The 13,280-nt window shown below is 63.5% G+C and carries 12 protein-coding genes; 6 read left to right on the forward strand and 6 right to left on the reverse strand.

What is annotated here, in order from left to right; all coding sequences use genetic code 11:
• Both VDP82_RS06130 and VDP82_RS06135 read right to left on the reverse strand, forming a co-directional pair.
• On the reverse strand, window positions 1–358 hold a 358-nt coding region (locus VDP82_RS06130), incomplete at its 3' end, for a DNA gyrase subunit A (protein WP_323013975.1).
• Window positions 359–520: 162 nt separating this feature from the next.
• Window positions 521–937: a helix-turn-helix domain-containing protein gene (locus VDP82_RS06135; protein ID WP_323013966.1), complete on the reverse strand. Its 417-nt coding sequence runs from the start codon at window positions 935–937 to the stop codon at window positions 521–523.
• Between the two features lie 137 nt (window positions 938–1,074).
• Between VDP82_RS06135 and VDP82_RS06140 the strand changes: the two genes are divergently transcribed.
• The 3 genes from VDP82_RS06140 to VDP82_RS06150 all read left to right on the forward strand — a co-directional run bounded on the left by VDP82_RS06140 (window position 1,075) and on the right by VDP82_RS06150 (window position 5,064).
• Window positions 1,075–1,956 carry an SDR family oxidoreductase gene (locus VDP82_RS06140; RefSeq protein WP_323013967.1) on the forward strand — a complete coding sequence of 294 codons (882 nt, stop codon included), beginning with the start codon at window positions 1,075–1,077 and terminating at the stop codon, window positions 1,954–1,956.
• 116 nt (window positions 1,957–2,072) lie between these two features.
• Window positions 2,073–4,379, forward strand: coding sequence for an efflux RND transporter permease subunit (locus VDP82_RS06145; protein ID WP_323013976.1), 2,307 nt, complete (start codon window positions 2,073–2,075; stop codon window positions 4,377–4,379).
• 163 nt (window positions 4,380–4,542) lie between these two features.
• Complete coding sequence (locus tag VDP82_RS06150; protein WP_323013968.1) at window positions 4,543–5,064, forward strand: hypothetical protein; 522 nt, start codon at window positions 4,543–4,545, stop codon at window positions 5,062–5,064.
• A 37-nt stretch (window positions 5,065–5,101) separates the two neighbouring features.
• On the opposite strand, the gene VDP82_RS06155 is transcribed toward VDP82_RS06150, so the two are convergent.
• From VDP82_RS06155 to VDP82_RS06165, 3 genes are all read right to left on the reverse strand, one after another.
• Window positions 5,102–7,033, reverse strand: a complete 1,932-nt coding sequence (locus tag VDP82_RS06155; RefSeq protein ID WP_323013969.1) for an SPOR domain-containing protein — start codon at window positions 7,031–7,033, stop codon at window positions 5,102–5,104.
• Between the two features lie 174 nt (window positions 7,034–7,207).
• Entirely contained in the window at window positions 7,208–8,953 is a 1,746-nt protein-coding gene (argS, locus tag VDP82_RS06160) for an arginine--tRNA ligase (protein WP_323013970.1), read from the reverse strand.
• A gap of 30 nt (window positions 8,954–8,983) precedes the next feature.
• Complete coding sequence (locus VDP82_RS06165) at window positions 8,984–10,174, reverse strand: deoxyguanosinetriphosphate triphosphohydrolase (protein WP_323013971.1); 1,191 nt, start codon at window positions 10,172–10,174, stop codon at window positions 8,984–8,986.
• A gap of 80 nt (window positions 10,175–10,254) precedes the next feature.
• Between VDP82_RS06165 and VDP82_RS06170 the strand changes: the two genes are divergently transcribed.
• From VDP82_RS06170 to xth, 3 genes are read left to right on the forward strand one after another with little or no spacing between them, the layout of a single operon-like run.
• The gene (locus VDP82_RS06170; protein WP_323013972.1) at window positions 10,255–10,605 is read left to right on the forward strand and encodes an iron-sulfur cluster assembly accessory protein; all 351 of its coding nucleotides are present in this window, start codon (window positions 10,255–10,257) and stop codon (window positions 10,603–10,605) included.
• 34 nt (window positions 10,606–10,639) lie between these two features.
• Window positions 10,640–11,740 carry a serine hydrolase domain-containing protein gene (locus VDP82_RS06175; RefSeq protein WP_323013973.1) on the forward strand — a complete coding sequence of 367 codons (1,101 nt, stop codon included), beginning with the start codon at window positions 10,640–10,642 and terminating at the stop codon, window positions 11,738–11,740.
• Window positions 11,741–11,757: 17 nt separating this feature from the next.
• Entirely contained in the window at window positions 11,758–12,546 is a 789-nt protein-coding gene (gene xth / locus VDP82_RS06180) for an exodeoxyribonuclease III (protein ID WP_323013977.1), read from the forward strand.
• Between the two features lie 31 nt (window positions 12,547–12,577).
• On the opposite strand, the gene VDP82_RS06185 is transcribed toward xth, so the two are convergent.
• Window positions 12,578–13,280 (reverse strand): tetratricopeptide repeat protein (locus tag VDP82_RS06185; protein WP_323013974.1); only part of this gene is annotated, 703 nt, incomplete at its 5' end.

Consider the following 13,280-nt stretch of genomic DNA (forward strand, 5'->3'; position numbering starts at 1 on the left):
CCAGCAAGGCATTGGTGATCTTCTGCATGCGCACTTCGGTGTAGCGCATGGCGGCAGGCATGTCCCCATCCACCGAGCCGAAATTGCCCTGCCCTTCCACCAGCATTTCGCCCATGGAAAAATCCTGGGCCATACGCACCAGCGCCATATAGACGGCGCTGTCGCCATGGGGGTGGTACTTACCGATCACATCGCCCACGACGCGGGCCGATTTGCGATAGGGCTTGTTATATTCGTAGCCGTTCTCGCTCATCGAAAACAGAATGCGCCGATGCACCGGCTTGAGGCCATCGCGCACATCGGGCAGCGCACGACTGACGATGACGCTCATCGCATAGTCGAGATAGCTTTTGCGCATCTCGTCGGTGATGGAAATCGTCGCTATGTCGGATGGCGGCGTCGCGCCTTCGTTAATGTCGGTCACGGGTGCTTCTGGATTTGATTCAGGTGCCGCACTTATAGGCGATTCCGGCCCCGATTACCAATTTCGGGGCCGTTCTTTCACTGCTCTTTTGCCGATTCAGGCCGGTTTGCCCGGCGCATCGGCATCGAAGCGTGTTCGCGCCGCATCGATACGCGGCTGATTGCGGCTTGCCCATTCGATGAGATGGCCGAAAGGCACGATGATCGACTGTCCCAGCGGCGTCAGCCGGTACTCGACCGAGGGCGGCTTGGTGTCGAAGACCTGCCGCGCCACCAGGCCATCGCGCTGCAATTCACGCAGCGTCTGGGTCAGCATCTTTTGGGAAATATCCGGGACCTCGCGGCGCAGCTGGTTGAAACGCCTCGGCCCGTTTCCCAGCGTCATCACCAATAACAGGCTCCATTTATCCGAGACCTTGTCGAGCACGCCGCGCACGGGGCACGGACCGGAGCCGACAGCCCTGGCATTCCAGTTCTCGATAAAGGCTGCGGCCTGTTCCTGCTCGGGCGGCATCGGTTACTCCGGGGTGACCTTAAGTGGGAAAAGTGCCCTCTTCCGGCGGCGGACAAATCTTCCTAGATAACTCTCTATTCGATACTTACTCTCTGGGCGTTGGCGCCACAAGGGAACAGCACAACAAGGAAGCGAATATGTCTCACTTCAAGGATCAGACCCTGCTGGTTACCGGCGCATCGGGCCATCTGGGCGGGCTGGCGGTGGAGGAACTGCTGGCGCGCGGCGCCACCAGGATCATCGCCGGCACGCGTGACCCGTCCAAGCTGGCCGATCTCACGGCCCAAGGCGTCGAGACCCGGAAGGTGGATTTCGAAGATGCCGCCAGCCTGCCCGCCGCCTTTGCCGGTGTCGACCGGGTTTTGCTCGTCAGCACCAACGATGTCGGCCGGCGCCTGCCCCAGCAAACCGCCGCGGTCGATGCGGCCAAGGCTGCCGGCGTCAGGCATATCGTCTACACTTCCGCGCCCGCCGCCCGGCCCAATGCCGATGCCGGGTTGGGTCCCGAACACTACTGGACCGAAGTGGCCATTGCCGCCTCGGGGCTCGACTTCACCTTCCTGCGCAATCACATGTATGCGGAAAACAACCTGATGGACGCAGCTCAGGTGATTGCTTCCGGCCAGCTTTTCGGACTTATCGGAGATGGGGGTACCGCCTATCTCTCGCGCGCCGACGCGGCGCGCACCGCCGCCGGAGCGCTGCTTTCGGCCGAGGGCAAATCCATCGAGGACGTCACTGGGCCCGCCGCCGTCACCAATGAGCAGCGCGCCGCCCTCTACAGCGCGCTGAGCGGCAAGAGCATCACCAGCATCGCCCTCACGCCGGACCAGCTCAAGGCCGGTCTCCTGGCCGCCGGCATTCCCGAGGGTTTCGCCGAGGCGCTACTGGCCTTCCAGCGCGACGCTGTTGCCGGCTATCACGGCGTAATCACCGATGCGGTGTTGCGTTTTTCGGGACGCGAGCCGCAGACGCTCGCCGATTTCCTGGCCGCCAATAAGGCCGCCCTCGGCCTCTGACCGCATGGCGATGGCCTGCCCCATCGGGGCAGGCCATCGCGCCTGCTGGACGCCCGCCACGCTAACCCCTAGAAATCGCTGTCAACATGGCTTTTGCGGAGTCAGGGCGCTTGTCTGTGGGTTCATTTTTCTGCCGCTTGTGGGCGCGATTCACCCATGAGCGTTCCATTGGCTTCGGCCTTGAGCATATCGGGCTCAACACGCTGCGCTTTCCGCGTGCTACGGCCCTTGCCGTGCTGGCGTTCTCCCTGCTGTGCTTTTCCCAAATCCCCCGAGCGAATGTCGATGGCGATCTTTTGCGCGTCTATGCCAATTCGGGTGCGCATTATGATGCCTACAAGCATCTCTCGGACACTTTCGGCACCTTCGAGAACGACATCTATGTGCTGATCAGTTCGCCGCGCCTCACCGAGCCCGAGACGCTGGAGCGCATAAGGGAGTTGGCGTTCGAAATCGAGCTCAACGACTATTCCGTGGGCTCGATGTCACCCTTCAGCCTGCGCCGGCCCACCGACTATGGAGGCTCGGTGCCGGTGGTGCCCGAGGGCATGGATAATTTCGCCCAGGTGGCGGTGGCGCTGAGCGACCTGCAACAGAACGATCCGATGATGCGCAACCTCATCACCCCGGATCTCACCGGCATCGTGGTCATCATGTTCCCCAACCAGGAAATGGCCCGCAATGACGGTGCGACCGCCATGATCGAGAACTTGCGCCGCACCATCGCGCCCTATGAAGACGAGAACATCTCCATCGAATTGACCGGGCCGCCGCTCTGGACCTCGGAAATGGTCAATGCCTCGCTGCACGATCAGCTTCATTTCACCCTCTGGGGGTTCGGGCTGGGGCTGGCGATGGCTTTTTTCGTGCTGCGCTCGCTGCCAGCGGCGCTGCTGGTGGCGGCAACGCCGTTTCTGGCCGTGATCTGGTCCACCGGCGTGGTGCTGCTGCTTTTCGGCTCCTTTTCCTTCCTTACCATCATCGTCACCACGCTGGTGCTGGTGATCAGCTTTGCCGAATCCATGTTCTTCACCTTCAACTGGCTCGCCTATTGGCGCGAGGGCATGGAACCGCAAAAGGCCGTGGATGCGACAGTGCGGCTGGTGGGGCCCGCGACCGCCCTCACCATGCTCACCACTCTCATCAGCTTCGCCTCGCTGGCGCTGACGCCGGGCCGGGGCATTCAGGAGTTTTCCATTGCCGGCGGGCTGGGTACGTTCCTGCTCTTTGTGTGCCTGATGACCTTCACCCCACTGCTGTTCAAGGCGGCGGTTCGGCTGGGTTTCCGCGCGCCGGCCCGCTCCAGCCTCGTTTTGACGGCCCCCTTGCCCCTAAGCTGGTTCCTGGCTAGCCGCTTCGGGCGCCCCATCACCGTCGGCGCGGTGATCGTCACGCTGGTACTGTTCATCCCCTATGGGCTGATCCAGCCGCATTTCTCCTTTACCGATTTCCTCTCGCGCGACTCGCAGGCACTCGTGACGGCCGAACAGATCGACGATGGCGTGGGCGGGGTGACCCCGCTCTATATCCGCCTGCCCATGCCTGATGGCGACGCCTTTCGTTCCGAAAGCGATTTCCAGACCATCCGTATGGCCCATGCCATCCTCGAAGAGCATCTGGGGCGTAACAAGGTCATCTCGGCGGCCAGCATCACCAGCTATGTGGATGCCGGCTTTTCCACCGAGGAAGTGTTCGATTCAGTCGGGCCGATGATGCGTCAGCGCTTTCTCACCGACGATGGCGCGCAGGCGCTCATCACCGGCTTCATGCCTATCGTGGTGGATTCCGACGATTTCCGGGAACTGGTGGACGCGGTGAGCGCCGATCTTCAGGCGGCGGGCATCGAGGGCGCCGAAATCGGCGGCCTGCGCGCGCTGGTCACTTTCGGCACCGACGATATCGTGTCGGGCCTGCAACTGGACCTTACCATGTCGGTGCTGGTCAATCTGGGGTTGATCGGCTTCGCCTTCCAGTCCTTCCGGGTGGCGCTGGCCTCGGCCGTCCCCAATCTCTTCCCGGTTCTGGGCACCGAAGCCTGGCTTTATTTCACCGGACAGGGACTGCAACTGACCACGGTGATCGCGCTTACCATAGCCTTCGGCATCGCCGTGGACGATACGGTGCATTTCCTTTCCCATTACCTGCATGCCCGGCGCGAAGAAGGGCGGCCGCATCAGGAAGCGGTCAAGCACACGCTTGATCGTATCGGCGGGGCGGTCATCGCAACCACGCTCATCCTGTGCTCGGGCGTCGCCATCGTGATCTTTTCCGACCTGCCGCAGGTGGCGCTTTTCGGCACGCTCTTCGTTTCAACGCTGGCTTTCGCCGTCATCGGCGACCTCTTCATCTTGCCGGCCGTGCTGGCGGGGGGCGGGCGCTTCTTCCAGCCTCTTGGCCGCATGGGCTCCAAGAGCGGGAAATAGCCCTGTAGCGGGCGCTTGCGGGAAAAAGCCGCGCCCGATTACATGGCCGGACGAACCGATTCGGCGGCTCCCCATGAATGGGGGTTTCGCCGGGCTGGCCCTGCAACGAAGTTGCTTGCATCGGACTTGCCGGGGGGCATGATTGGACTGGAGGCTCATAACGATGACGTTTTTCCGACCCCTGTGGCGCGCCGCCACCCTGGCCGGCCTTTTGGTGGTGGCGGCCGTCCCCCCCGCCCTTTCAGCTCCCGCGGACGTGGCGATGCTCAAATCCTATATTGGGGAATGGCGCGGGCGCGGCGTGTTGATCGGAGCCAACACCGAAACCGTTTTCTGCCGCATGACGGTAACCCAGGGCAACCAGGACAAGATCAACTACCGAGGCCGTTGCTCTCTGGCTGGCACGCAGCTTTCCGTCGCCGGGACCATGGCCTATGTGGAGGCGCGCAAGCGCTTCGAGGCAGCCATGAGTTCCAATGCCACCTTCACCGGCATCGCTGTCGGCCAAAAGCGCGGCAAGAACCTCATCTTCAACCTACAGGAACGCGACAAGGACGAAGCAGGCAAGGACCTCAACATCTCCGCCCGCATCACGCTGGAAGGCGAGGCCATCCATGTGAGCTTCGAGGTGGTCTATGTCGAAAACGGCGACAGCCTGCGCGCCGAAGTGCCTTTCAGCCGCTAAGGCGCATTCCTTCCGCCCCGGGCATGGCCCTGGGCCGCTACATGATGAAGCAGTCGCCGCCGGCAGCCTTGACGTTTACGCAGATGGTGTTGGCGTTTTCACGCGAAGAGGCTGGCACGCGGACGCGGTAATAGATGCCGCGTTCTCCCAGATCGACACGCTGGACTTCCAGATTGGCGCCGCCGAACAGCGGGCCAAAGCGGCGCACCATGGCTTCGGCGCTGGTACGCGCCTCAGCTTCGCTGCGTTGGGAGGCCAATTGCACATAGGCCGGCGCATTATTGGGCAGCGCATCCACCTCGATGGCCTGCGATACCGCTGGGGCTGAGCCAGACTGTAGCTGCGAGCTGGCCGGGGGCGGCGGGAGGGTATTTCCGCCCGTCACCTGGGATGCGGCGGCAACAGGCGCAGCCTGCGCCGCGAAAGTTGCGGGCCGAACGAAGGGAGCAGGCGCGGTCTTGCCGGCGATGGGGTTGCCGGCCAGATCCACTGCCGGGACCATCGAGCCGGGCTGGATGGGCATGGTGACAGCGGGAGCAGCAGGCTGTGGCGTAGGCACGGAAGCAGCGGGAGCGGTGCTGGTGAGCAATTCCGGTGGAGCGGTATCCGCGCCCTCGATCTGGGGCACATTGGCCGGCCGGTCCACGGGCAGTATGGCGCTGCCCGCAAGGCTGTCCTCACCGCTGACGATGGTGCCATCGGGACGGACGGTTACCGTTCGCACCTTGCGGTTGGCCAGGCCTTCGCCATTGACATCGGCAACGGGCGGGATTTGAGCCACTTCGTTGACGTCGGCCTGATCGCGCGAAACGAGCTGTTCTTCCTCGCCCGGCACGACGCCTTCGATCTCGTTGAACACCACCGATTGCTGGGTGGTGTTTTCGGGCTGGGCCGCCGGCGTTTCCTTCACCGGCCCGGTATCGGCCGCGAGCAGGGGCGCCGGGCCGGGTTCACCACCCAGGCCCAGAACCCAGTAAAGCCCCAGGCCAGCCACCAGTAGTAGTCCGATCGCGACCAGCGGACCCGCAACGGCCCGCGAGATGCGGAAGCTCCTGCGGGGCGCCGGACCGGCAATCACTTCGTCCATGGCGCTGGCATCGCCGCCTTCGCTGGCCGCTGGATGCACCCAGTCCAGGTCGGCCCCGGTCGCCTCCACCGCCGCCATGATGGCCTCGTCAGCCCCAGAAAGCCGGGACGACGGCGCCTGTGACGAGGGCGTCGCGGGAAGAGTCGGCGTTGCCAGGCTCCGCAAGGCAGGGCTAGGTGCCGGCGGCTCGGGCTGAGCCGGCTTGTCGAATTCGACGCGCATGGCACGGCCGATGAGATTTTCGATCTCATCGATCGGGTCCGTACCCAGATCGTCGAGGGGTGGAGCATCGGTGCGCGTAACGGCGGGTGCGGGCGCAGTCTCCGGCGGGGGAGCGGCAAAAGCGGGCTCCACCTGAGCAGATGCAGGAGCGGGCGTGGGCCGGGATGCAAGACCGAAAACGGGCGGAATATGGAAGCGATCCTGCTGGGACGGTGCCGCAGGGCGCGGCTCCGGCGCAACCGAAAAGGCTTCCAGATCGGGCAGCGGCAGTTCCTGCGGAGATCCGAGAGTCTCGGGCTCCGGCTCGGCCGCGGCGATCAGGTCGGCAATGCTGTCCTGGGCCGGTGGAACGGCAGGCGGAACAGGGGCAGGCGCTGGCTCGTCGCGCTTGTCCAGGCCGAAATCGAAATGGAAAGGATCGGGCGCCGCTTCGGATCTGGCAGCAGCAGGTGCCTGCGGAAAAACCGTTGGCGTGACAACGGGTTTTTCCTGCGGCGCAGCGGCCGCCTGCGTGGGAGTCGCCGAAGCGGATTCTCCGGGAATGCGCAACGAGAAAGATGGGGACTTGGGCTCGGCAGGGCGTTCGGTCTGCGCATCCTGCGCCATGAGCTTGGCGAGCTCGGCAATCAGGTCGTCTGCGGAATCGGATTGTCCGGCCATTGACTGCGGTTTCGCTGACATAAGGCAGCGCCCTCTCGATTGCGGCTGGGCCGGTCACCGCTTCAGTGAAACGCCGATCCGTCGCCAGCTCCCTGTGTTGCCGTCCCTGCGACCGATGCTCCTTTTGCCCGGCCGGGGCAGAGCGCCGTGAGACATCATATTATTGCGCCCGAATTATGAAAGCTCCTCGGGCGCGGAAACCCCCAGAATCGCCAAAGCATTGACGATAACCTGGCGAACCGCGTCGACCAATGCGAGTCGGGCCAGAGTCAGCTTTGGGTCGTCAAAGTTAACAAATCGTAACTGTGGATCATCCTTGCCCTTGGCCCAGAAGCCGTGAAAGGCGGCGGCCAGTTCATGGACATAAAACGCGATACGGTGCGGTTCATGGGCGATGGCGGCGGCGGTGACGGTGCGCGGCCAGGCGGCGAGCACCCGCACCAGCTCAATATCCGCGGGGCTGGACAGTCGCTCAATATCAGCGCCGGCCAGCGCCTCATCCGACAGATCGAGCTCGGGCATATCGCGGCGCGCAGTGCGGAAAATCGAGCAGGCGCGGGCATGAGCGTATTGCACGTAAAAGACAGGATTGTCGCGCGTCTGCTCCTTGACCAGGGCGAAGTCGAAATCCATGGCAGCGTCATTGCGCCGATACATGAGCATGAAGCGGGTCGCGTCGGCGCCCACCTCGTCCACCACATCGGCCAGCGTCACCAGATCGCCCGAGCGCTTGGACATCTTGAACGGCTCGCCATTCTTGAGCAGGCGCACGAGCTGGCAGATGCGCACGTCCATGTCGGCCTCGTCGAGCGACACGGCCTTCACGGCGGCCTGGAGGCGCTTGACGTAACCGGAATGATCGGCGCCCAGCACATTGATCATGTGCTTGAAGCCGCGCAGGAATTTGTTGCGGTGATAGGCGATATCGGCGGCGAAATAAGTGTAGGAGCCGTCGGACTTCACCAGCGGCCGGTCGACATCGTCGCCATAGTCGGTGGCGCGGAAAAGCGTCTGCTCACGGTCTTCCCATTCGTCGGGCGTCTTGCCCTTGGGCGGCTCAAGCCGCCCCTCATAGATCATGCCCTTCTGGCGCAGCCAGGCCAAGGTGGATTCAATATCGCCCCCTGCCCCATGCAGCGTGCGCTCGGAGAAAAACACGTCGTGATGGATGCCCAGCTTGGCCAGATCGGCCTTGATCAGATCGAGCATGGCGGCCAGCACCCGCTCCTTGACCAGCGGCAGCACTTCGACCTCGGGCCGGTCGAGCAGGCTGGCACCGAACTCGGCCTTCAAAGCTTCGCCGACGGGAATGAGGTAGTCGCCGGGATAAAAGCCCGGCGGAATTTCGATGGTTTCGCCCAGTGCCTCGCGGTAGCGCAGAAGGGTAGAATTGGCCAGCGTGTCGATCTGGCTGCCGGCATCGTTGATGTAATATTCGCGCGTCACCTCATAGCCGGAATAAGCCAGGAGTGCGGCCAGCGTATCGCCGAAGACAGCGCCGCGTGTGTGTCCCACATGCATGGGGCCGGTAGGGTTTGCCGACACATATTCGATATTGACAGCTTCGCTGCCGCCCAGGCTCGATCGGCCGTAATCATCGCCCTGCTCGGAGATGGAACGCAGCACCTTGTGCCAGACCGGAGTGGCGAGGCGGAAATTGATGAACCCTGGCCCCGCGATATCGACACTGACGACATCGAGGTCGGTACGGAAATGCTCGACCAGCGCGCCCGCCACTTCGCGCGGATTGCGCCCCAGCGGCTTGGCCACCACCATGGCGGCATTGCTGGACAGATCGCCATGGGCGGGATCGCGCGGCGGCTCGACCACGATGCGGGCCAGAAGCTCGGCACCGATTTCGGGGAAGAGAAGCTGCATCGCATTGGCGATGCGCGCGGAAAACAGTGCAAAAACGTCCATGACAAACCCAAAAGCTGGAGTGAGCCGGGGTTAACGGAATTCAGGGCGAGCGTCAAACAGGCGCTGATGCTCGTCCAGCGCATAGGAATCGGTCATGCCGGCGATGAAATCGGCGGCAATTCGGGCGCGGGCCGCTCCCTGCACCGCCCTTCCCGCCTCGCCCCAACGGCCCGGCATGTCGGAGCTTTGCAGGTAGCGGGCGAACAGCCGCTGCACCACGGCCTCGCTTTCGCGCACCGGCCCCATCACCGCCTCATGGCGATAGACGCGGGCGAACAGAAACGCCTTGAGCCCGCGCTCGGCCTCCGCCAGCTGCGGCGAGAAGGTGACGAGGGTCTTGCCGGCTCGCCGGACCTCCTCGGCGCTATGGACGCCTGAGGCGGCAATATTGGCGCTGGTGGTGGCAATGACATCCTCGATGGAGCGGGTGATAAGGCGGCGCTGCACCTCATGGGCCTGCCGGTGGGACGCGACGTCGGGATAGCGCGCCAGTACCTCGCGCACGATGGGGCCTGCCAGCGGCACATCGATGAGATCGGGCAGCACAATCAGCCCGGCACGCAACGCATCATCGATATCATGGGCGTTATAGGCCACATCGTCGGCTATAGCGGCCACCTGCGCTTCCAGCGAGGCGTGGCTGGAAATCCGCAAATCGGCGGGCACCGCCAGTACATCCAGTCCGGCGGGCAGCCCCTCCTCTGCGTAACGCCCGCAGGGAGCGCCGTCGGGACCGACCAAGGGGCCATTATGCTTGAGAATGCCTTCCAGCGTTTCCCAGGTGAGATTGAGCCCGTCATGCTCGGCATAGCGGTTCTCCAGCAGCGTCACCACGCGCAGCGCCTGGATATTGTGGTCGAACCCGCCACAATCGGCCATGGCCGCATTCAGCGCCCTTTCACCGGCATGTCCGAATGGGGTGTGTCCCAGATCGTGGCTGAGGGCGACCGCCTCGGCCAGATCTTCATCCAGCCCCAGGGCGCGGGCCATGGAGCGCGCCATCTGGCTCACCTCCAGCGTATGGGTGAGCCGGTTGCGGAAGTGGTTGCCGCCATGATGCAGGAACACCTGCGTCTTGTGCTGTAGGCGCCGGAAGGCGGTGGAATGGATAATGCGGTCGCGGTCACGCTGGAAGTCTGAGCGCGTCGGGCTGGCGCTGGCGGCATAAAGGCGACCCAGCGATTGCCGGGGATCGCTGGCATAGGGGGCTTTATCGCGCATGGCGGCGGAAGGGCCTTTTCATTGGGGGCAATAGTTCCTATTTTAGCCTGACCGTTATGACATTACGGCATGGACCTCAAATGACCACGATTGCCCAAGACGGACCCGCCGTGGCGCTGACCGAGCGCGCCGCCAAGCGCGTCGCCCGCATTCTCTCCAAGGAGCCCGAAGGCACGGTGCTGCGCATATCGGTGGCCGGCGGCGGCTGTTCCGGCTTCCAGTATGAATATAATCTGGTCCGGGAAAAGCCGGCCAGCGACGATATCGTGCTGCAAAAGGGCGATGCGGTGGTGCTGATCGATTCGTTGAGCCTGGAATTCATGGGCGGCGCGGAAATCGACTTCGTGGACGATCTGATCGGGCAGTCCTTCCAGATCAAGAACCCCAACGCCGTCGCTTCCTGCGGCTGCGGCACCAGCTTCGCGGTCTGACGCCGGCAATTCACGCATTTCTGGGGGAGAGCGAATGGGCGCGCGGGTCGACGTGATCATGGAGGGCGCCGTGGCGGGCGACAAGATCGTCGGCGCGGAGTTGATCGTTTATCGGCATGGGCAGGAGGCGCTGCGGCGTGTCGCCGGACATTTCGACCGCGAGGCGGGCGTCGGCATGTTCGAAAACGCCATCTATCGGCTGGCCTCGGTCACCAAGCCCATCGTTGCGAGCACCGCCTTGGCCATGATCGACAAGGGCCTGTTGGCGCTCGATGATCTGGTGGCCGATTATCTGCCCTATTTCACTCCGGCCCTGCCCGATAGCGTCCCGGCGCCCATCACCATCCACCATCTGCTCACCCATACCGCAGGGCTTGCCTATGCCTATCCGGGCGATGCCTCCATCTCGACTGGGCTTGGAGCGACAGACAAGGATTTTGCCGACAATTTCAGCCGCGTCGCGGCCCAGCCCTTGCTGTTCGCGCCGGGAGCGGGCTGGCAATATTCGGTCTCCATAGACGTCCTGGGCGCAGTGCTCACCGCTATTGAAGGCGATAGCCTGGACGCTGTTGTGCGCCGGCACGTCACCGGCCCGCTGGGCATGGACGAGACCGGTTTTTTCGTTGCCGACCCGGCGCGGCTGGCCAAGCCTTATGCCGATGGCGTACCGCCCCAGCCGATGAGCGATCCACAGGCAGTGCGCAATGCCGAAGGGGAGAACACCGTCTTCTCGCCGTCGCGTATTTTCAGTGCCGGGGCCTTTCAGTCGGGTGGCGCCGGCATGGCGGGCACGCCGGGCGACATCATGCGCCTTCTCGAAGCTCTGCGGCAGGGCGGAAAGGGCGTATTGAAGCCGGAAACGGTGGCTCTGGGCGTTTCCAACCGCATCGGCGCCCTGCCCCGTGACCCCGGCCAGCGCTTCGGCTATTTCGGTGCCATCGTCGATGATCCTGTAGCAGCCGATTCGCCCTCGGCGCGCGGCACGCTCAATTGGGGCGGGGTTTACGGCCATTCCTGGCTTGTCGATCCGGCCAACGGCATTACCATAGTGTCGATGAGCAATACGGCGCTGGAAGGCTGCACCGGGGACTACCCCAAGCAGTTGATCCGCGCCGTCTATGCCGATCTCACATAAGGATAAGAGCCATGGCCCTGCGCATCGCCACCTGGAACATCAATGGCATCAAGGCGCGGCTGGGGCTGCTGCTGACATGGCTCGAGCAGGAAAAGCCCGATATCGTGGTTTTGCAGGAGATCAAGTCGGTCGACGAAGCCTTTCCCCGGGCCGAGATCGAGGCGCTAGGCTACAATCTGGAGACCCACGGCCAGAAAAGCTGGAATGGCGTCGCCATACTTTCCCTGTTGCCGTTTGACGAGGTAACGCGGGGACTGCCGGGCGATGATAGTGACGAACAGGCGCGACTGATCGAGGGGGTCTTTTCCGTCACCGGCGGCGCCATCCGCGTCTGCGGTATCTACCTGCCCAACGGTAACCCGGTGGATACTGAAAAATTCCCCTACAAGCTGGCCTGGATGCGCCGGCTGGAGACTTTCGTCGCCCAAAGGCTGCAATTCGAGGAGCCCTTCATTCTTCTGGGCGATTTCAATCTCATTCCCGCCCCCATTGATGCGCACGATCCCGATGCCTGGTGGGGTGACGCGCTCTATCGGCCCGAGAGCCTGGAGCGCTGGCGCGCCCTGACCAATCTGGGCCTCACCGATGCGCTGCGCGCCACCACAGACGAGCCGGCCTATACGTTCTGGGATTTTCAGGCCGGCGCCTGGCGGCGCAATGCCGGCATCCGCATCGACCATCTGCTGCTCTCGCCGCAGGCTGCGGATCGGCTGGAAGATGTCACGATCCACAAGGATGTGCGCGGCTTGGAAAAGCCCAGCGACCATGTGCCGGTCGAAGGGGCATTCAGCTTTCACGCAAGCTAAGAGAAATCCCGTTTAAGCGCCTTGCTGGGCCTTAAAAAGTGCCCAATTGCGGGCCGACGATGCTGGCCAGGTCCAGCGCCTCGGCGCGCTGATCGGGGGTGGCCTTGGCGCTGGCGCGGGTGAACAGATCGTCTACCCAGGCCGAATCGGCGGTGCCGGCGCAATTCTCATGCGAAATGGCCAGCCACATCAGGCCATCGACCGGCTGGGGCTGGAAATCCTTGCCGCCGCTGAACAGCAGGCCTCCCAGGCGTCCCTGAGCTCCGCAATGGCCCTTGCGCGCCGCCATGATCCACCAGCGATAGCTCATCAGCGGATTGGTGCTCTGGCCATTATCCTCGACATAGAGCAGACCCATCTGATATTGCGCATCTGCATCGCCGAAATAGCTGGCGGCATGCACCAGCGCATCGTGATAGCGCACGGAATCGGCGGGAATGCCGGCGTCGGGAACGCCCTGCTTGTAATATTCGCTGAGCTTGAGCAGCGATTGGGCAACGATGTCGGAATTGCTGCCGCGCGGGGTGGAATCGAAATTCTGCCGGGCGATCTGGTCGAAATAGCTAAAGGCCTTGGCCGGGTCGCGCTCAACCCCCTGGCCGTTCTCGTACATGGTACCGAGCTGCCACATCGCCATGGGCTCGCCGTCGGCCGCAGCCGTTTCGAGGCCGGCCAGAAGCGCGTCATCAGAGACGCCGCCGCCAGCCCCATCGAGCATGTTGGCCATGTTGAGC

Origin of the sequence: Devosia sp. (assembly GCF_034675085.1) — a bacterium.
Taxonomy (GTDB): domain Bacteria; phylum Pseudomonadota; class Alphaproteobacteria; order Rhizobiales; family Devosiaceae; genus Devosia.